We start from the raw sequence: 19,268 nt of genomic DNA, 5'->3' as shown, positions 1-19,268 counted from the left end.
ATTTTTACGGTGTTAAAGGTTTTTTCTGGTTGTGAACTAGAGGCTGTAGGAAATTCTGTAGGATAAATGTTTTGTGTGTTTGGGAATGCTCCTACTTTTGTGCTTGGGTGTTCCGGGTTTTTAGGTGCGGTCTGATAAGTAACTCTCCTGCTTCCATATTCGGGAGTATGAAAGGTGCTTTATAGAAAAAGTGTGGAAGAAAAGAAAAAGGTCTTGTCTACGGTTGTGTTTCTGGGGGCGATGGCTGCGCTGGAAGTTATAGCTGATGACGAGGTTGCCTGGGTGAATGTTGCAGGCCATGGGGCCATGGCTACTATTCCGGTAGATGGTCGAGAGGAAACGGTAGATTCCTCCACGCCCGTTCATTCTTATTCTGTAAACCGTAATGGCCTACTGAATGTTCTGAGTGGTGGTGTGGCAGATCATGTACTGGTTGATAACTCCAGGTTGGTGGTCAACTACGGAACAGTGAATAGTGGCGTCGATGCCACTGACAGTCGGATTACTCTGGATCATGCAATTGTCAGAAATGATAAGGGTGTCGGCATGTCACTCGGAACCCGAGAGATAGGTGTCAATCCGGGAACCTGGGCCAAGATAGACGACAGCGATATATCCGGCCTCGGCTATGGCATAGGCTTGAGCCAGCTAAGTCGGCTTGAAATGAGTAATACCAGGGTCTATGGCGCGGTTTCGGCCGATGGCAGGTACGCGGAAGGGCTGCTCGTGTCAGGAGGCGATGCGGTCATTACGGGATCAAGCCATATTCGCGGTGATAGAAATGGCATCAGAATCATTGAGGGGGCGTTTATCCCTGGTAATGGCAATGCCGGTGTCACTAGCACTGCTGTGATCGATCATTCGATCATCGAAGGAATCAATGGCGCAGCGATCAGGATCGACAAGTCGGATCAGTTTGGTGCGATCGTCGATATAGCCGTCCAGAATGGCTCAACCCTGCTTTCCGGCAACGGTAACCTTCTGGAGGTCGCTGACCGCAGTACGGCTAATTTCAAGGTCGACAACAGCAACCTTACCGGCAATTTGATTGCCGATGACAGCAGTACCTTGAATGTCACCTTGCAGAATCAGGCCCAGCTCACAGGCGACATCATCAATGGCAATAGCCTGGCTGTTGATTCTGGTGCCCACTGGCAAATGGTCGGTGACAACTCGGTCGAGTCACTGAGCATGGACCGCGGTGGCGTGAGTTTTGGCGAGGACGGGTTTCATACCTTGTCGTTGGGCGAGCTGTCCGGGAATGGTTTCTTTGGTATGCGAGTCGATCTGGATAACGGTGTCGGGGATCTGCTCGAGGTGAACGGACAGGCCAATGGCGAGTTCGGGTTGCGGGTCCACAACACCGGAGTCGAGGTGGTATCGCCTGATATGGAGCCCTTGAAGGTCGTACATACCGAAGGTGGCAATGCCCAGTTCAGTCTGATCGGCGGTCGGGTCGACCTTGGGGCGTATTCCTATCTGCTGGAGCAGCAGGGCAACGACTGGTTCATTGTTGGCAGCAACAAGACCATCAGCCCTTCAACCAGTGCCGCTCTGGCGCTGTTCAATGCTGCGCCGGTTATCTGGATGAGCGAGTTGTCGACCTTGCGCAGCCGCATGGGCGAGGTGCGTGCCAGCGGCCAGGGAGGCGGATGGATGCGTGCCTATGGCAATCGCTTCAATGCCACCACCAGTGATGGTGTCGAGTATCAGCACAAGCACCAGGGTTTGTCGCTGGGTGCCGATGCGCCGCTTGAGGTCAGCCATGGTCAGTTATTGCTGGGTGTCATGGGTGGCTATAGCACCTCCGATCTGGACCTGAATCGTGGCACTACGGGCAAGGTCAGCAGCTACTATGTCGGCGCCTATGGCACCTGGCTGCTGGATGACGGGTACTACCTGGACGGTGTACTCAAGTTCAACAACTTCCGTAACAAGTCCGATGTCGCCATGAGTGATGCCAGCAAAGCCAAGGGGGATTACACCAATACGGGAGTCGGTGCATCGGTGGAGTTCGGACGGCATATCGCGCTGGCCGATGATTACTTCCTGGAGCCTTTCGCCCAACTGGCCAGTGTTGTCATTCAGGGCGATCAGTACCGCATGGACAACGGCTTGCAGGCGAAGAACAGCGATACCCAATCGGTTCTGGGCAAGGTCGGCAGTTCGGTGGGACGTAATATCGCGCTTAGGGATGGCGGCGTGCTGCAGCCTTACTTGCGTGTCGCGGTGGCTCAGGAGTTTTCCCGCAGCAATGACGTCAAGGTCAACGACTCGCGCTTCGATAACAACTTGTTCGGTTCACGCGCCGAGCTGGGGGCGGGTGTTTCGGTTTCACTGTCAGAGCGGCTGCAACTGCACGCTGATTTCGATTACATGAAAGGCAAGCATGTCGAGCAACCCTGGGGAGCCAACGTAGGATTGCGACTCTCGTTCTGAGTGTTCCCCGTCAATCGAGCCCCGGTGAGCGATCACCGGGGCTTTTTTCATTTACCCGGGTGACGACGTTTCATGCTGCGTTTGCGGCGGCGCTGTCTGGACGTGAGCGGCGCATGCTTGTTGACCATCACGCGCAGAACAGGCGAGGTGCCGATCAAATGGCTGGCGCGGTGTATTTCATAATAAATATCCACGAGGCCGTATTGGGGGTGGGGAATCAGGTTGTAGGTAATGCACAGGATCCGCACGACCGTGCTGCTACCCAAAGGATGAAGCAGTGGCGTTGAGGATTGATGCAGGCCCCAGTGGAAGACGAGGAGGTCTTCACGCTGCATCAGGGGCGAGTAGGGGATATGAATGGATATACCGGCATGAATCTGTTCGCAGGTAATCGCATCCGTATTGATGCCCGGCACTATCGGTGCCTTGAGGCTGGACGATATATCAGGTTGTCCTGGCAAGGCTGTTGTTTTATGGGTGGGTGGCAGTATGTCGTCTTGAGTCGGTTTGTCCATGGGGGTGCCTGTATGAAAGTTTTAATGTTCGGGATAAGGTCGCTGTGGTGTATGGCCATTAAAAATACAGGCAGAAATTTGGTCAAACGGGTGGCCTGGTTGATGCCGGAGTAGGGTGTTTGATGATGTGCTGTTACAAATAAAGTTTCAGAGCAGACGGGGCGCCGGTAGTGGCGCGTAATAGAGAGTGACGTGTGGCTTAAAGAAAGCGCATGCTTGAAATTATTTGAAATAAGTTGCGATTGCAATTAGAGAGTTATTGTGAATTTTGATCGCTTTTTAAGATGCATGGAAACTACATACATCTCTATCAGAAAAGCCCTTCTAAAATATTTTATGGCTGTAAATTCAAATGAATTTATGCTCCGCGTTTCAATGCTTGAATGCGTGTGGTTTTTGAGGGGCGGCACAAGGCTCAGGTTGCTTCAGGCGCTCAGACTCAAGGGTTTCGTATGCCGGTCGTGGCCGGGAGTATGAAAAAATAGTTGGGCATGCAGCGAACTATTTGAAGAAAACAGCATCATAGCAATGTGCCACTTCGGCATCTCGCATGGAACTTGGATCATGGCTGGTTTCTTCAAAATCCCTCGTGCTGTTTCCCGTGTTCGCGTTCTTGCTTTATTGATTACCGGCCTGGCGTTTTCACAGGCCAACGCAGCGGTTGAGATCAATCCTTCCCGTGCCAGCAGTACCGATAATATCGTGACCAGCTTTACCGATTACGGAAGAGGAACGGCCTTGCGTAATTCGGATTTTACAGTGGGTAATATTCAGGAGATAAGGACGGGCACGAACAGTAATACCCGTGAACTGGAAAGTTTGAAGAAGATTGTCGAGGAGCAGGCCAAGGCCATTGAAGAACTCAAGCGCAACAGCAAGACTTCTGCTTCAAGCAGTAGCTCCAGTGATAGCGAAATTTCCACTCTCAAACGAAAAGTTGATGAGCAGAGTCGCAGCATCGATAAGTTTGAGGGGCAGGTGAATGACTTGAAACGTAGTTCAGGATCAAGTAGCAGCTCCAGCTCCAGTGAACTGTCCAGCCTCAAGAGCAAGGTCGATGAGCAGGGGCGCGACGTGGCCAGGCTTGAGGGGCAGGTGAATGACTTGAAGCGTAGCTCTGGGTCAAGTAGCAGCTCCAGCTCAAGTGAGCTGTCCAGCCTCAAGCGCGATCTCAGCAGTCAGCAGAGTGAGTTGAGTAATGTGAAGCGCTCCCTCGATGACCTTTCCCGCAAAGTGAAATAAGGTCGCACTGTTTCAATCTTCGTAAAAAAGCCCCGGTCAATCAGCATTGACCGGGGCTTGTCTGTTGCCGTGCGGGCTTAACGATTGAAGCGCTCAACCAGCGAGTATTGCGAGTTGGCCGTATCGGTCAGCTCGGAGCTGAGCACTGCCGAGCGATGGGCCTCATCGGAGGTCTGGTCGGCCAGCTCGGCAATGGTGGAGATGTTGCGGCTGATCTCTTCGGCGACCGAGCTTTGCTGCTCTGTGGCGGTAGCGATCTGGGTGGCCATCTCGGTGATGTTGGCGACCGCTTCGCTGATGCCCACCAATGCCTCGTCTGCTTCCAGCACCCGCGCAACGCCTTCCTCGGCCTGACGGTGGCCGGAGTTCATGGTCTGCACGGCATTGTTGGCCGTCTGTTGCAGTTTGGCGATCAGGCCATGGATCTGTCCGGTGGACTCCGTGGTGCGCTGTGCCAGTTGACGCACTTCATCGGCAACCACGGCAAAGCCACGACCCATCTCTCCGGCGCGTGCAGCCTCGATGGCAGCGTTGAGGGCCAGCAGGTTGGTCTGGTCGGCGATGCCTTTGATCACGTCTACCACGCCACCGATTTCATCGCTGTCCTTGGCCAGTTGGGTGACGGTCAGACCGGTTTCGCCCACGGAAGTGGACAGGCGCTGAATCGCCTCGCGGGTTTCGCCAGCGATATCCCGGCCACGGCGGGTCAACTGGTTGGCCTGCTGGCTGGCATCGGCCGCGCGCTGGACGTGGCTGGCGACTTGTTGAGTGGTGGTAGCCATCTGGTTGATGGCGGTTGCCACTTGTTCGGTTTCGACCCGTTGGCGCTCAAGCCCCGAAGAGCTGGCATTGGCCAACGAGTTGGATTTGCGTGCCTGGGTGTTCAGGTGTTCGGCGGTGTCCTGCAGGCGGGTCAGGCAGGTTTTCATCCGCGCTTCCTGGCTGAGGATCGACATTTCCAGACGGGCTTGCGGGCCTCGGCTGTCGGTGTACATCTGCGCGATCAGCGGGTCCGAAGTGGTCTGTTCGGCCAGGCGCAACAGGCGTTTGATGCCACGCTGCTGCCAGGTCAGGCCCAGCAGGCCCAGCGGCACAGACAATGCCGCGGCGAGAATGAAGCCCCAGTGGGAGTTGAGCCAGGCGCCGATCATGAAGCTCAACTGGCTGACCAGGATGAACGGCAGCCAGTCCTGCAGCACCGGCAGCCATTTGTCGCGACCCGGAATGGCCGACTTGCCCTTGTTGATACGTGCGTACAGCGCTTCGGCGCGCTTGATCTGCTCGGCGGTCGGTTTGACACGCACGGACTCGAAACCCACCACCTGCCTGTTCTCGAACATCGGCGTCACATAGGCGTTGACCCAGTAATGATCGCCATTCTTGCAGCGGTTCTTGACGATGCCCATCCACGGCTGGCCACTTTTCAGAGTGGTCCACATGTGTTCGAAAACGGCGGAGGGGACATCCGGGTGGCGAACCAGATTATGCGGCGCCTTGATCAACTCATCGTGACTGAACCCCGAGACTTCCTGGAAGATCTCGTTGCAGTAGGTGATTACACCTTTGGTATCGGTGGTGGAAATCAACCGCTGTTCAGCAGGGAATGTCCGTTCACGTTGAGTGACTGGCTGGTTGTTACGCATGGCTTTCGGTCCTTCGATCCAATAGGCTTCGGAGAGTTATCGGCAAACGAGTCTGTAAATTGAGCTTTGCAGTTAAATCAGTAGAGAATCATTGTCATGTATCAATGCTTATCGATCCAGCATCGGATAGGTGAACAGCCCGAAATGAATCAGGTTCAACCCGAAGTGGCTGATGACGGCGGCTTGCAGGCCACCGAAACGATAGGCAATGCCATAACCCACACCGGCCAGACTCGCGAGCAATACCCATTGCCATCCCGAGCCGAAATGGGCGAGCCCGAACAGTATGGCAGCGATACCGATGGCAAGCGTGCTGCCCAGCCATGTTTTCTTAAAGATTTGTTGCAGTGCGCCTTGCAGATAGGCACGGAAGAACAACTCTTCGGTGATTGTCACCAGCAACAGATTGTTCAGTAACCAGAGCGTGCCGTGCTCCGGCCATTTCGCCTCCCAGCCGGTGACGCCAAGGGCAACTGCGGTGGCCATGCACAGCACGGTAGTTGCGATCAGGCTCAGGGCCGCCACTTTCATTGAGCGTGCAAGGGGCACTGACGTCAGGAGCCATGGGCAGAACAACAGCACCCAGAACCCAATCAGCGGTTTATCCAGATTCAGGGACATGGAGAAGGGCGCCGCTTCAGGGCTGAAGCGAACCGCGTCGAACACTTTGGCGCTGTTGAAACCGGGCAACAGATGAGCGGCCAGGGCAATGCCCGTGACAATGAACGCGCCATGCCCGAGCCCGCCGACCCACCTGTGGCCCGACTGCCTGACAAAAAATCCCGCGATCAGCAGCAGGCCGACTGCCAGGGCAGCCGGCCACTGAAGCTGGCCGTAGAACAGCGCAATGGCGTACCCGAGGCCGAGCAGACAGAAAAACACCCGGTACTCTGGTGCCATGGAGAATCTCCCGAAGCAAAAGCGGAGATTCTATGGCGTTATACCGCCCGGCAGGAATTCATTCGCGAATCACCCTTACGACGCAATCAACTGCCTCAACACATAATGCAGAATTCCTCCTGATTTGAAGTACTCCACTTCGTTGAGCGTGTCGATCCGGCACAGCACTTCCAGATCTTCCTTGCTGCCGTCTTCGCGAGTGATCTTGAGCGTCAGGCTCATGCCAGGTCGCACCTCGGCACCGGTCAGGCCGCTGACGTCCATTGTCTCCTTGCCCGTGAGGTTCAGGGATTTGCGGTTCTGGCCATTCTTGAACTGCAGGGGCAAGACACCCATGCCGACCAGATTGGAGCGATGGATCCGCTCGAAACTTTCGGCGATAACGGCTTTTACGCCCAACAGATTGGTGCCCTTTGCGGCCCAGTCGCGGCTTGAACCGGTGCCGTATTCCTGGCCTGCAATAATCACCAATGGCGTGCCCTCTGCCTGATAGCGCATGGCGGCGTCATAGATGGCCAGTTTTTCGCCGCTGGGCACATGCAGCGTATTGCCGCCTTCCTCGCCGCCCAGCATTTCGTTGCGGATGCGGATATTGGCGAAGGTGCCGCGCATCATCACTTCATGATTGCCACGGCGTGATCCGTAGGAGTTGAAGTCCTTGGGTTCCACACCCTGATCGCGCAAGTAGCGTCCTGCCGGGCTGTCAGTCTTGATATTGCCTGCCGGAGAAATATGGTCGGTGGTCACCGAGTCCCCCAGCAATGCCAGAATCCGCGCGTCTTGAATATCCTCGATCACCGGCAGGGGACCTGCGATGTCGGCAAAGAACGGTGGATGCTGGATATAGGTAGAGTCCTGCTGCCAGACATAAGTGGCTGCCTGCGGTACTTCGATGGCCTGCCATTGCTCGTCACCGGCGAAGACCTCGGCGTATTCCTTGTGGAACATGCCGGTATTGACGCTTTGCACGGCTTCGGCGATTTCCTGCTGGCTGGGCCAGATATCACGCAGGTAGACCGGTTTGCCGTCCGAGCCTTCACCCAGGGGTTCGCTACTGATATCGATACGCACTGTACCTGCCAGGGCATAGGCCACGACCAGAGGTGGCGATGCCAGCCAGTTGGTCTTTACCAGTGGGTGAACCCGGCCCTCGAAATTGCGGTTGCCGGACAATACCGAGGCCACGGTGAGGTCCGCGTTCTGGATGGCGTTTTCGATGGGCGCCAGCAGCGGCCCGGAGTTACCGATACACGTGGTGCAGCCGTAGCCCACCAGATCGAAGCCCAGCGCGTCCAGGTATTGGGTCAGGCCCGCAGCCTTGTAATAGTCGGTGACCACCTTGGAGCCGGGAGCCAGAGAGCTTTTCACCCATGGTTTGCGCTTCAGGCCTTTTTCCACAGCCTTTTTCGCTACCAGCCCGGCAGCCATCATTACGCTGGGGTTGGAGGTGTTGGTGCAGGAGGTAATGGCGGCTATGACCACTGCGCCATTTTTCAGCCGGTGAGTCTGGCCATCGTGCTCATACTCGGCCTCGCCACTGACCTGTTCGGCATTGCCCACGGCCACGCCACCGCCGCCTTCACTTTCCAGACGACCTTCTTCAGTGCGGGCAGGCTTGACCTGCAGGCCGAGAAAATCATCGAAGGCCTGTGGGACGGCGGGCAGATCGACTCGATCCTGTGGACGTTTCGGTCCGGCCAGACTGGCTTGTACAGTACCCATGTCCAGTTCCAGGCTGTCGGTGAACACCGGTTCCTTGCCCGGCAGTCGCCAAAGACCCTGGGCTTTGCAATAGGCTTCCACCAGTTTCACCGTGGTATCCGGACGGCCGGAAAGGCGCAGGTAATCCAGTGTCACATCGTCCACCGGGAAGAAACCGCAGGTTGCGCCATATTCGGGGGCCATATTGGCAATGGTCGCCCGGTCGGCCAGCGGCAGATCCGCCAGCCCGTCGCCATAGAACTCGACGAACTTGCCGACCACGCCTTTCTTGCGCAGCATCTGGGTGACAGTCAGCACCAGATCCGTCGCAGTGATGCCTTCCTTCAGCTTGCCGGTCAGCTTGAAGCCGATCACTTCCGGGATCAGCATCGATACCGGCTGGCCGAGCATGGCCGCTTCGGCTTCGATCCCGCCCACGCCCCAGCCTAATACGCCCAGGCCGTTGATCATGGTGGTGTGGGAGTCGGTACCCACCAGTGTGTCGGGGAAGGCATAAGTGCGGCCATCCTCTTCCTTGGTCCAGACCGTGCGGCCCAGGTATTCCAGATTCACCTGATGGCAGATGCCGGTGCCTGGCGGGACCACGCTGAAGTTATCGAAGGCGCTCTGGCCCCAGCGCAGGAAGGCATAGCGCTCACCATTGCGTTGCATTTCGATTTCGACGTTGTCGCCGAAGGCGTCGGAATCGCCAAATCGGTCCACCATGACTGAGTGGTCGATGACCAGATCAACCGGCGACAACGGGTTGATCCGCTGCGGGTCGCCACCGGCCTTGGCCACGGCTGCACGCATGGCCGCCAGATCCACCACGGCCGGCACGCCGGTAAAGTCCTGCATCAGAACCCTGGCAGGGCGGTATTGAATCTCTCGGTCCGAGCGGCGTTCGGTCAGCCAGGCGGCAAGTGCCTTGAGGTCTTCACCGGTGACGGTCTTGTCGTCTTCCCAGCGCAGCAGGTTTTCCAGCAGTACTTTGAGCGACATGGGCAGTTTGTCCAGGTCGCCCAGTGATTTTGCAGCTTCCGGCAGGCTGAAGTAATGGTAGGTCTGGTTGTCGATTTCGAGTGTTTTCAGGCTTTTCAGGCTATCCAGGGAGGGCATGAATGACTCCTTTTCGAGTTATGCAAGCGGTACTGGCTCCATGCAACAGGTCGGGAGCCAGACATTCTGTGGACTGTCGAGCCGCACCAGTGGTTCCTGATTGGGCTATCATGCGCGGCTTTCAAGTCTGCGGGGCCGGGAGTCACCATGAATACGCTGTTTATGCATTGCCGACCGGGTTTCGAAAGCGAGGTCTGTTCGGAGATATCCGATCATGCTGCGCGCCTGAATGTGGCCGGTTATGCCAAGGCCAAGCCCGATACGGCATGTGCCGAGTTCATCTGTACCGAAGAGGACGGCGCCCGGCGCCTGATGAGCGGTCAGCGTTTTGACCGGTTGATCTTCCCACGACAATGGGCTCGGGGAGTCTTTCTCGATTTGCCTGAAACCGATCGCATCAGCGTGATTCTGGCTCACATGGCGACTTTTCCGGTCTGCGGCAGCGTATGGCTGGAAGTGGTAGACACCAACGATGGCAAGGAACTGTCGAATTTCTGCAAGAAGTTCGAGGCTCCGCTGCGCAAGGCGCTGACCCAGGCTGGCAAGCTGGTGGACGATTCGCGCAAGCCGCGTCTGTTGCTGACCTTCAAGAGTGGCCGCGAAGTGTTTCTGGGGCTCGCCGAGGCTGATAACTCGGCCATGTGGCCCATGGGCATTCCGCGCCTGAAGTTCCCTCGGGAAGCACCGAGCCGTTCGACCCTGAAACTCGAAGAGGCCTGGCATCACTTCATTCCGCGTCAGGAGTGGGACGAGCGCCTGTCCAGTGACATGACCGGCGTAGACCTGGGTGCGGCGCCGGGTGGCTGGACGTATCAACTGGTGCGTCGCGGCATGCTGGTCACCGCCATCGATAACGGCCCCATGGCTGAAAGCCTGATGGAAACCGGTCTGGTGCAGCATTTGATGGCCGACGGTTTTACCTACAAGCCTCGTCAGACAGTCGACTGGATGGTCTGCGATATCGTCGAAAAGCCTGCGCGTAACGCCGCCTTGCTGGAAACCTGGCTGGGTGAAGGCCTGTGCCGTGAGGCGGTGGTCAACCTCAAGCTGCCCATGAAGCAGCGCTACGCTGAGGTGCGCCGCTTGCTGGATCGTATCGAGGAAGGTTTTCAGGCGCGCGGCGTCAGGGTTTCGATTGGCTGCAAGCAGCTGTATCACGACCGCGAGGAAGTGACCTGTCACCTGCGCAGACTGGACGTTGCCAAGGCAAGTCGGCCGCGCAAGGGCTGATTGGCCTGATTGAATGAATTGAGCGACAATTGCTGCCAGTTTCTGGAGTGCCTCATGTCTGAACCCATCGAAAACCAGCCCGTTGATGCAACCCTGGATGCCAGCGGGCTCAATTGCCCGGAACCTGTGATGATGTTGCATCAGAAGGTTCGCGACCTGCATGCCGGTGGCCTGCTCAAGGTGATTGCCACGGACCCTTCGACCCGGCGCGACATTCCCAAATTCTGTGTGTTTCTTGGCCATGAACTGGTGGAGCAACAGACCGATGGCGGGACTTTTCTCTACTGGATCCGCAAGAAACAGGATTGAGGCAGGTTCTCCTGCCGCCCGCATGACGATGGATCGTTCCCCCTTCGGTTAACAGAGACTCTTTCATGCGCATTGTCGCTGACGAAAATATCCCGCTGCTCGATGCCTTTTTTGCCCATTTCGGCGAGATACGTCGCTTGCCGGGGCGCTCCATCGATCGGGCGGCGGTTGCCGATGCCGATATCCTGCTGGTGCGTTCGGTGACCAACGTCGACCGCGGGATGCTCGAAGGCAGTGCGGTGCGCTTTGTCGGGACCTGCACCATTGGCACGGATCATCTGGATCTGGATTATTTCCAGCAGGCGGGCATTCAGTGGTCCAGTGCGCCGGGCTGCAATGCCCGAGGCGTTGTGGACTACGTGCTGGGCAGCCTGCTGACCCTGGCTGAAATCGAAGGCGCAGACCTCAGGCAGCGAACCTATGGCGTAGTCGGCGCCGGTCAGGTGGGTGGTCGCCTGATCAAGGTGCTCAAGGCGCTGGGCTGGAATGTGCTGGTCTGCGATCCGCCCAGAGCCGCAGAAGGCGGCGAGTACGTCAGCCTTGACGAGATCGTTGCCCGTTGCGATGTCATCAGCCTGCATACGCCGTTGACCAGAAACGGCGAGCAGCCCACCTGGCATCTGTTCGACGAATCGCGTCTGCGTCAGCTCAGGCAAGGCGCCTGGCTGATCAATGCCAGCCGTGGTGCCGTGATCGATAACCTCGCGCTGCATGACGTCCTGCTGGAGCGCGAAGACCTGCAGGCGGTACTCGATGTCTGGGAAGGCGAGCCGCAGGTCAATGTGCCGCTGGCGGACCTGTGTGTGATCGGCACGCCGCATATCGCCGGTTACAGCCTCGATGGCAGGCAGCGTGGAACCGCGCAGATCTATCAGGCGCTGTGTAACTTTCTCAATCAGCCGGCAACCATTCTTCTGGATGACCTGCTGCCGCGTCCCTGGCTGGCGCAAGTCAGCCTGGACGGACAAACCGATCCGGTCTGGGCGCTGAACATGTTGTGCAGGGGCGTTTATGATCCGCGCCGCGACGATGCGGATTTTCGTCGCAGCCTGGTGAACGACACTGCCAGTCAGCGTCTGGCCTTTGATGCCCTGCGCAAGCATTACCCGCCACGTCGGGAAATCGAAGGTTTGAAGGTGCGACTGGAAGGGGAGTCCGCAGTGTTGAGGCAGATGGTCCTGGCGCTGGGAGCATCGCTGGTCTGAGCTGACGGGCTAAATGACTGGCAGAAAAAACCCGACACGCGGGTCGGGTTCTGAAAAGGGGGATGACGCTCAGTTCTGTTTTTCAGGCGTGACCCAGGATTTTTCGCATTCCTGGCAGGCGGCCTGAACCATCTCTTCGGTAATGACGATTTCACGTCCGTCCTTGTCGAGCACAGCACCACCTACGGAGAGGTTGGGAGTGGCTCGTACGACCTGGACTTGATTGCTCCCTTCTTGCGCGTTCATAGTCTTTCTCCTTGATCAGGTGTTATCTCTAAACTACCCGCGTTTGATGACCGTGCAGTGACAGTTCCAGTCGCAAGCTGAGCCTCAGTGCAACAGAAATGATATAAAACTGCCAGTTTTTGCTTAGAACGATCCCTTCTAGAAAACCGGTGAGGTGTCATAACGCCGGTTTTTCTGCTTCAGACACAGGTTCATGATTATGCCTTCGGTGTTTTCCATTGCTCAAAGACCTGCCATTCGTCTGGCCCTGAGTTTTATCTCTCCCTATCGTTGGCATGCTCTGGGGGCTCTGCTGGCTTTGGTCATTACGGCAGGCCTCATGCTGTTCATGGGGCAGGGCATCAAGATGATCGTGGATCATGGGTTCATGACCGGTTCCGCCGAGCAGCTTGAGCGATCGATCGGTTTTTTCCTGCTGGTGACGGTCGGCCTCTCCATTGGCACTTTTACCCGTTTCTACCTGGTGTCGTGGATTGGTGAGCGAGTCGTGGCGGATTTGCGCAATCGCGTGTTCGAGCACCTGGTCAATCTGCATCCGGCGTTCTACGAAAATAACCGCAGCTCGGAAATCCAGTCGCGGCTGACGGCCGATACCACCTTGCTGCAATCGGTGGTGGGGTCGTCTCTGTCGATATTCCTGCGCAGTGCGCTGATGGTGATTGGCGGCATCATTCTCTTGTTCATCACCAATCCCAAGCTGACCAGTATCGTGGTGCTGACCTTGCCGCTGGTGATTGTGCCGATCCTGGTATTCGGTCGCCGGGTGCGTCGCCTGTCCCGGGAAACCCAGGATCTTGTGGCCGACGTGGGCAGCTATGTCGCCGAGGCGCTCAGGCAGATCAAGACGGTTCAGGCCTATAACCATCAGGAGCATGACAAGGTGCACTTTTCCCAAACGGTCGAAAAGGCCTTTGGCACCGCCCGCAAATATATTCTGCAGCGATCCTGGCTGATTACCGTGGTGATTTCCCTGGTGCTGGGGGCTGTCGGCGTGATCCTCTGGGTTGGCGGGATGGACGTGATCAAAGGCACCATTACCAGCGGCGAGTTATCCGCCTTTGTGTTCTATGCGCTTCTGGTCGGCACTTCCTTTGGCTCGCTGAGCGAGGTGATCGGCGAATTGCAGCGCGGTGTGGGCGCGGCCGAACGTATCAGCGAACTGCTTCAGGTCCGCAGCGAAATCACCCCGCCAGCCAGCGGCCTTCTTGGCCTGCCGGCCAGAGTCAGTGGCCGTCTGGAGCTGGAGAGCGTGAGTTTCGCCTATCCGTCCCGACTGGATCACAAGGCAATCGATAACTTGACCCTGAGCATCGCCACCGGTGAAACCATCGCGCTGGTCGGGCCATCCGGGGCCGGCAAGTCAACGCTGTTCGATCTGCTGCTGCGCTTCTACGACCCTCAGCAGGGGCGCATTCTGATTGAAGGCGTGCCCATCCTGCAGCTTGACCCTCACGATCTGCGTCGCAACTTTGCCCTTGTCTCACAGACGCCTGCCCTGTTCTTTGGCAGCGTTGAAGACAACATTCGCTATGGCAACTCCAGTGCCAGCGCCGAACAGGTCGAGGCTGCTGCACGTATTGCCCATGCCCATGAATTCATCATGCAGATGGCTGACGGTTACCAGACTCACCTGGGGGATGGCGGCCTCGGGTTGTCCGGCGGGCAGAGGCAGCGTCTGGCCATTGCCCGGGCATTGCTGGTCGATGCGCCGATTCTGCTGCTGGACGAAGCCACCAGTGCGCTGGATGCGCAAAGTGAGCATCTTATCCAGCAAGCTCTGCCAAGCCTGATGAAAGGCCGTACCACCCTGGTGATCGCGCACCGACTGGCCACGGTACAGAATGCCGACCGTATTGCGGTGATTGATCAGGGGCGTCTGGTGGCGGTGGGAACTCATCGGCAACTGATAGCCAGCAATCCGCTGTACGCGCGTCTGGCTGCGCTTCAGTTCAGTGCGCAGATGGAGGAGCGGGTTTGAGTCTGTGGCAGGCTGCGTGTCTGGCACGCAGCCCTGGCTTCAATCAGCGGTATTCGCACAGGTAAGCAGTGTCCACGCTTACCTTCAGCTGAAACTTGCTGTTGGCCGGTACATTGAACTGGCTGCCGCTGCTGAAGGTTTCCCAGTCAGTGCTGTCCGGCAGCTTGACGATCAGCTCGCCGGAAATCACGTGCATGATTTCACGTTGCGCTGTGCCGAACTCATATTCGCCCGCTGCCATCACGCCAATGGTGGCCTGGCCTTCCGTCTGACTGAACGCGATGGATTTGACAGTGCCGTCGAAGTACTCATTGACCTTGAACATGCGAGATTCCTTGATAAAAGGGCTGAAAAGGGTCGAATAGTATGCCCAAGGTATCCAGCATCGTCACTTGGCAATCCTGATATTCAATTGGGAATTATCAACGGTAACAGTCTGGCAGTATTGCGAGCATCAACCAGTGCCCGATGCTGCTGGCCGCTGAACTGCATGCCTGCCAGTTGCAGCGCACTGTTGAGTCCGGGTGCGCGTTGTAATTGACGGGCCTCGGCGAAGCGCTGTTTGAGGTTTACATAAGGCAGCTCGTTCAGGGCACTTTCCAGTCGATGCTCGCGCCACTGTTCCTCCAGTTGCTTGCGGTCGTAATCTCCCCAACTGGCCCAGCCGACAATGCGTGCCTGATGATGGCTCAACCAGCGCTCGAACTGGGGCCATACATTGCTCAGGGATGCCGCGCTGTCGATATTGCTCTGGCTGATATGGGTCAGTTCCCGACAGAAGTGCGTCAGCAAGGGGCGGCGCGCGGGGCGTACGAAGCGTTCGAAGTGGTCCAGCTCGCGCCCATCCTGATTCACCAGCGTTGCACCGATCTCGATGATTTCCATTTCTGCGACCGGCCATCCGCCTTCTTCGGTGGTAGCCTCCAGGTCGATCACCAGCCAATGCGGCATTATGAAGCTCCCATCCAACAGTTTTAGTGAGTCCAGAGTAGCCATATTCATCTGGCTATGCTCGATAAGGTTTTACTGCGCTGTTGCCGATACTTCAATCGACCGTTGAATACTTCAGGGGTGCCTTGTCTTTTGTCGCATTCGCCCTTGGACTTTTCAGGTTATGTGCGACTTATTCCGAATCATGGATTTGGGAGTTGTTTAAACTGCTGAAAGCGCATAGCGTGTGGCGTTTTTGATCGATACCTTTTCATGAAGACGCGCGCAGTAATAACCGATGTGTTGTTGCGTAAGGGAGCGATGCTGATCGTCTCGCTTCTGGTGAGCTGGCAGGTCCAGGCTGCTCAGGTCGTGCAAGTGGCGGCCGTGCATTTTCCGCCCTATATGATTCGCCCTGAAAGAGGCAACGATACCGGGCTTCTTCCCAAGCTCATCGAGGCCTTGAATGCCAGTCAGCGGGACTATGAGTTCGTGGTGGTGCCGACTTCCGTGCAGCGTCGCTTCCGGGACTTTGCCCAGGGCCGTTTCGATATCGCCATTTTTGAAAACCCCGACTGGGGCTGGAAACATGTCGCCTATGACAAGGTGGACATGGGGCTTGAGGATGCCGAAGTCTTTGTGGCACGGCGGGTCGAAGGGCGTCAGCAGAGTTACTTCGATGATCTTTCGGACAAGCGTCTGGCCCTGTTCAGCGGTTATCACTATGGGTTCGCCAACTTCAATGCAGACCAGAAGTATCTGAGCGAAAACTTCAATGCCACCTCGACCTATTCCCATGACAGCAATCTATTGATGGTGATACGCGGGCGTGTGGATATCGCGCCGGTAACGCGCTCCTATCTGGTGGACTTCATGGCGCATAACCCCGGCGAGGCCGAACAGTTTCTGGTTTCCGAGCGGGTCGATCAGCTTTATCGGCAATATGCACTGTTGCGGCCGGGCGGCAGCATCAGCGCTACGAAGTTTGATCAACTGTTACAGCAGTTGCGGGATAACGGGGAATTCGCAAGGATCTTCGAGCCCCTGCACATCAAGGTCCTCGCCGTGCCTCCTTACTCGGCTGCATCTGCGGACACTGCAGTGAGCAAGAAGGTCGGAAGGTAGACAAGCCGGGATCACCGATCCTTGGCTTCCTTGGCATCCATCTCGGCATTGCGTTCATGAATACGCTTGAGCTGCTCTTCGGTCAGAGGCAGCTTTTGCGCTGTGTCGCGCAGTAACATCAGGCCGCCGACGATGGAGCCAATTGCAACGATCAGAATCAACCAGGCATACCAGGGCATAGCACTCTCTCCTTGAAGTCATACCGGTTTGAGCAAGAGGCTGCTCAATGGTTCAAGTGTATGCGCTCTGGCAAGGCCGCGTGAGACCCTCATGGTTTCACGCGGCCTTTTGTTTCAGGAGCCGGTCAGCATGGAGTCGGCAGGCGCGTCGGCACGCGACTGGGCGGTAAGGCTGAAGTAGATGAAGCCCACGGCCATGAAGCAGAGGAAGATGAAACCGATCAGCGGATTGAACCAGGCCATTGCCAGCAGGCATACCACGGCCAGGGTCAGGGCGATGCCCGGAACGATCGGGTAGCCCGGCGCCCGGAAGCTACGCTCCAGCAAGGGTTCGGTCTTGCGCAGCTTGAACAGGCTGAGCATGCTCATGATGTACATCACGATTGCGCCAAATACGGCCATGGTGATCATGGCCGCGGTCAGGGTCATGCCGCTCAGATTGATCAGGCCGTCACTGTAGATGGCAGCAATGCCGATCAGTCCACCGGCGATGATTGCCCGGTGCGGGGTCTGGAAGCGCGAGAGCTTGGCCAGCGAAGCAGGCAGGTAACCGGCACGCGCCAGGGCGAAGAACTGGCGCGAGTAGCCCAGAATGATCCCGTGGAAGCTGGCAACCAGACCAAACAGGCCGATCCAGACCAGCATGTGCAGCCAGCCGGAGTTATCGCCGACTACAGCCTTCATGGCCTGTGGCAGCGGGTCGTTGATGTTGGACAGGGTGCGCCAGTCGCCCACGCCGCCTGCAAACAGCATGACGCCGATGGCCAGCACTACCAGCGTCAGAATGCCGCTGACGTAGGCTTTGGGAATGGTCCGTTTCGGGTCCTTGGCTTCTTCGGCGGCCATGGCTGCACCTTCAATGGCCAGGAAGAACCAGATGGCGAATGGAATCGCGGCGAACATACCGGCAATCGCACCCGGGCCAAAGGTGCTGGAACCTGCCCAGCCATGCAATGCGAAGTTGCTGAAGCTGAAAGCCGGAGCCACAACGCCCATGAATACCAGCAGCTCGGCCACGGCCAGTACACAGACAACCAGCTCGAAGGTTGCTGCCAGCTTCACGCCCAGAATATTGAGGGTCATGAACACGATATAGGCTCCGACCGCCGCATGCTTGGGGTCCAGCTCAGGGTATTGCACGTTCAGGTAGGCACCGATTGCCAGGGCAATGGCCGGGGGCGCAAAGACGAATTCGATCAGCGTCGCCATACCGGCGATCAGGCCGCCTTTCTCGCCGAATGCGCGGCGGCTATAGGCAAATGGACCGCCCGCGTGGGGAATAGCGGTGGTCAGCTCGGTAAAGCTGAAGATGAAACAGGTGTACATCGTTGCGACCATCAAGGCCGTGACCAGAAAACCGAGGGTTCCGGCTACGCCCCAGCCGTAGCTCCAGCCGAAGTATTCGCCTGAAATCACCAGCCCGACCGCGATCCCCCACAGGTGCAGCGTGCCCAGCGTTGGCTTGAGTTGTTGACTCATGTGTTTCTCCCTGATGCTTCGAAAAGCGTTGAAATATCTTTTTGCTTGCTCTTTTTATGTTTTCGTTTGCAGGCTCCGTGCCAGTGCATGAATCGTCGTCGTATTGCTTCAAATGGGGTCGTTTGCAGAACGTCTCCGGTTTCAGGTGGTTTCATGGGCTCAGGTTTGGTGCGCCCGGCCATGAAGGTGAGCGCTGCAAGTGCGTATTGGCTTTTTTAAAGTCCGGGTCCCGTCCGCCAGCAGGTTCGGCTACAATGCGCGCCGATTTCGACTTACCTGAGAACACGCTCATGTCCGCCTGCCAGACTCCTGTCATCGTCGCCCTGGATTTTCCGACCCGTGACGCCGCCTTGCGGCTGGCTGACCAGCTCGATCCAAAACTGTGCCGGGTGAAGGTCGGCAAGGAGCTGTTCACCAGTTGTGCTTCGGATATCGTCGAAACCCTGCGCAACAAGGGTTTCGAAGTGTTCCTGGACCTCAAATTTCACGACATCCCCAACACCACTGCCATGGCCGTCAAGGCAGCAGCGGAAATGGGCGTCTGGATGGTGAACGTGCATTGCTCCGGCGGTCTGCGCATGATGTCGGCCTGCCGTGAGGTGCTTGATAAGCGCAGCGGTCCTCAACCGCTGTTGATTGGCGTGACCGTGCTGACCAGCATGGAGCGTGAAGATCTGGCGGGCATTGGCCTGGATATCGACCCGCAGGTTCAGGTGCTGCGTCTGGCAGCCCTGGCTGAAAAGGCCGGCATGGATGGTCTGGTGTGTTCGGCTCTGGAAGCTCAGGCGCTGAAGGCCGCTCACCCGTCCCTGCAACTGGTCACTCCAGGCATTCGTCCGGCAGGCAGCGCACAGGACGATCAACGTCGCATCCTGACGCCGCGCCAGGCACTGGACGCCGGTTCCGATTATCTGGTGATCGGCCGCCCGATCAGCCAGGCTGCCGATCCGGCCCAGGCCCTGGCGGCTGTGGTTGCCGAACTGGCCTGATACACCCGGCAGGAGCGAATTCATTCGCGAATGAATTCG

17 protein-coding genes are annotated in these 19,268 nt (G+C 57.3%); 8 read left to right on the top strand and 9 right to left on the bottom strand.

Going from position 1 to position 19,268, the window contains the following annotated elements; translation table 11 throughout:
- Positions 1-546: 546 nt before the first annotated feature.
- Positions 547-2,439, top strand: coding sequence for an autotransporter outer membrane beta-barrel domain-containing protein (locus K5D32_RS19215; RefSeq protein ID WP_260407455.1), 1,893 nt, complete (start codon positions 547-549; stop codon positions 2,437-2,439).
- Positions 2,440-2,486: 47 nt separating this feature from the next.
- Here the strand turns inward: K5D32_RS19215 and K5D32_RS19210 are convergent, their stop codons facing one another.
- Positions 2,487-2,954, bottom strand: a complete 468-nt coding sequence (locus K5D32_RS19210; RefSeq protein WP_260407454.1) for a hypothetical protein — start codon at positions 2,952-2,954, stop codon at positions 2,487-2,489.
- 564 nt (positions 2,955-3,518) lie between these two features.
- Here K5D32_RS19210 and K5D32_RS19205 point away from each other — a divergent pair.
- The gene (locus tag K5D32_RS19205) at positions 3,519-4,196 is read left to right on the top strand and encodes a hypothetical protein (protein WP_025259335.1); all 678 of its coding nucleotides are present in this window, start codon (positions 3,519-3,521) and stop codon (positions 4,194-4,196) included.
- 77 nt (positions 4,197-4,273) lie between these two features.
- Here K5D32_RS19205 and K5D32_RS19200 read toward each other — a convergent pair whose 3' ends face one another.
- The 3 genes from K5D32_RS19200 to acnA all read right to left on the bottom strand — a co-directional run bounded on the left by K5D32_RS19200 (position 4,274) and on the right by acnA (position 9,559).
- On the bottom strand, positions 4,274-5,839 hold the full coding sequence (locus K5D32_RS19200; RefSeq protein ID WP_025259336.1) for a PAS domain-containing methyl-accepting chemotaxis protein: 1,566 nt from the start codon (positions 5,837-5,839) through the stop codon (positions 4,274-4,276).
- 108 nt (positions 5,840-5,947) lie between these two features.
- Positions 5,948-6,739, bottom strand: a complete 792-nt coding sequence (locus K5D32_RS19195; protein ID WP_221601435.1) for a CPBP family intramembrane glutamic endopeptidase — start codon at positions 6,737-6,739, stop codon at positions 5,948-5,950.
- Between the two features lie 75 nt (positions 6,740-6,814).
- Entirely contained in the window at positions 6,815-9,559 is a 2,745-nt protein-coding gene (gene acnA / locus K5D32_RS19190) for an aconitate hydratase AcnA (RefSeq protein WP_221601434.1), read from the bottom strand.
- A 147-nt stretch (positions 9,560-9,706) separates the two neighbouring features.
- On the opposite strand from acnA, the gene rlmM reads away from it, so the two are divergent.
- The 3 genes from rlmM to pdxB all read left to right on the top strand — a co-directional run bounded on the left by rlmM (position 9,707) and on the right by pdxB (position 12,303).
- Entirely contained in the window at positions 9,707-10,789 is a 1,083-nt protein-coding gene (gene rlmM, locus K5D32_RS19185) for a 23S rRNA (cytidine(2498)-2'-O)-methyltransferase RlmM (RefSeq protein WP_221601433.1), read from the top strand.
- Positions 10,790-10,843: 54 nt separating this feature from the next.
- The gene (gene tusA, locus K5D32_RS19180; RefSeq protein ID WP_201006201.1) at positions 10,844-11,098 is read left to right on the top strand and encodes a sulfurtransferase TusA; all 255 of its coding nucleotides are present in this window, start codon (positions 10,844-10,846) and stop codon (positions 11,096-11,098) included.
- Between the two features lie 65 nt (positions 11,099-11,163).
- Positions 11,164-12,303 carry a 4-phosphoerythronate dehydrogenase PdxB gene (pdxB, locus tag K5D32_RS19175; RefSeq protein ID WP_221601432.1) on the top strand — a complete coding sequence of 380 codons (1,140 nt, stop codon included), beginning with the start codon at positions 11,164-11,166 and terminating at the stop codon, positions 12,301-12,303.
- 69 nt (positions 12,304-12,372) lie between these two features.
- Here the strand turns inward: pdxB and K5D32_RS19170 are convergent, their stop codons facing one another.
- Positions 12,373-12,549 (bottom strand): PA1571 family protein, encoded by a 177-nt coding sequence (locus K5D32_RS19170; RefSeq protein ID WP_038399774.1) that lies wholly within the window; start codon positions 12,547-12,549, stop codon positions 12,373-12,375.
- A 199-nt stretch (positions 12,550-12,748) separates the two neighbouring features.
- On the opposite strand from K5D32_RS19170, the gene K5D32_RS19165 reads away from it, so the two are divergent.
- Positions 12,749-14,527, top strand: coding sequence for an ABC transporter transmembrane domain-containing protein (locus K5D32_RS19165; protein WP_221601431.1), 1,779 nt, complete (start codon positions 12,749-12,751; stop codon positions 14,525-14,527).
- A 43-nt stretch (positions 14,528-14,570) separates the two neighbouring features.
- On the opposite strand, the gene K5D32_RS19160 is transcribed toward K5D32_RS19165, so the two are convergent.
- Entirely contained in the window at positions 14,571-14,852 is a 282-nt protein-coding gene (locus tag K5D32_RS19160) for a pyrimidine/purine nucleoside phosphorylase (RefSeq protein ID WP_025259343.1), read from the bottom strand.
- An 83-nt stretch (positions 14,853-14,935) separates the two neighbouring features.
- Positions 14,936-15,478 (bottom strand): exonuclease domain-containing protein, encoded by a 543-nt coding sequence (locus K5D32_RS19155; protein WP_025259344.1) that lies wholly within the window; start codon positions 15,476-15,478, stop codon positions 14,936-14,938.
- Between the two features lie 300 nt (positions 15,479-15,778).
- Between K5D32_RS19155 and K5D32_RS19150 the strand changes: the two genes are divergently transcribed.
- Positions 15,779-16,582 (top strand): ABC transporter substrate-binding protein, encoded by an 804-nt coding sequence (locus tag K5D32_RS19150; RefSeq protein ID WP_371856593.1) that lies wholly within the window; start codon positions 15,779-15,781, stop codon positions 16,580-16,582.
- A gap of 11 nt (positions 16,583-16,593) precedes the next feature.
- Here K5D32_RS19150 and K5D32_RS19145 read toward each other — a convergent pair whose 3' ends face one another.
- Positions 16,594-16,761 carry a DUF2897 family protein gene (locus K5D32_RS19145; RefSeq protein WP_038399776.1) on the bottom strand — a complete coding sequence of 56 codons (168 nt, stop codon included), beginning with the start codon at positions 16,759-16,761 and terminating at the stop codon, positions 16,594-16,596.
- Positions 16,762-16,875: 114 nt separating this feature from the next.
- Positions 16,876-18,240, bottom strand: a complete 1,365-nt coding sequence (gene eat, locus K5D32_RS19140; RefSeq protein ID WP_221576518.1) for an ethanolamine permease — start codon at positions 18,238-18,240, stop codon at positions 16,876-16,878.
- A 290-nt stretch (positions 18,241-18,530) separates the two neighbouring features.
- On the opposite strand from eat, the gene pyrF reads away from it, so the two are divergent.
- Positions 18,531-19,229, top strand: coding sequence for an orotidine-5'-phosphate decarboxylase (gene pyrF, locus K5D32_RS19135; RefSeq protein WP_198724744.1), 699 nt, complete (start codon positions 18,531-18,533; stop codon positions 19,227-19,229).
- Positions 19,230-19,268 lie beyond the last annotated feature (39 nt).

The sequence above is a fragment of the Pseudomonas cichorii genome (assembly GCF_019719005.1).
Lineage (GTDB): Bacteria > Pseudomonadota > Gammaproteobacteria > Pseudomonadales > Pseudomonadaceae > Aquipseudomonas > Aquipseudomonas cichorii_E.
The sequence above is the reverse complement of the archived record's forward strand: the minus strand, read 5'-3'. Positions and strand labels throughout refer to the sequence as shown.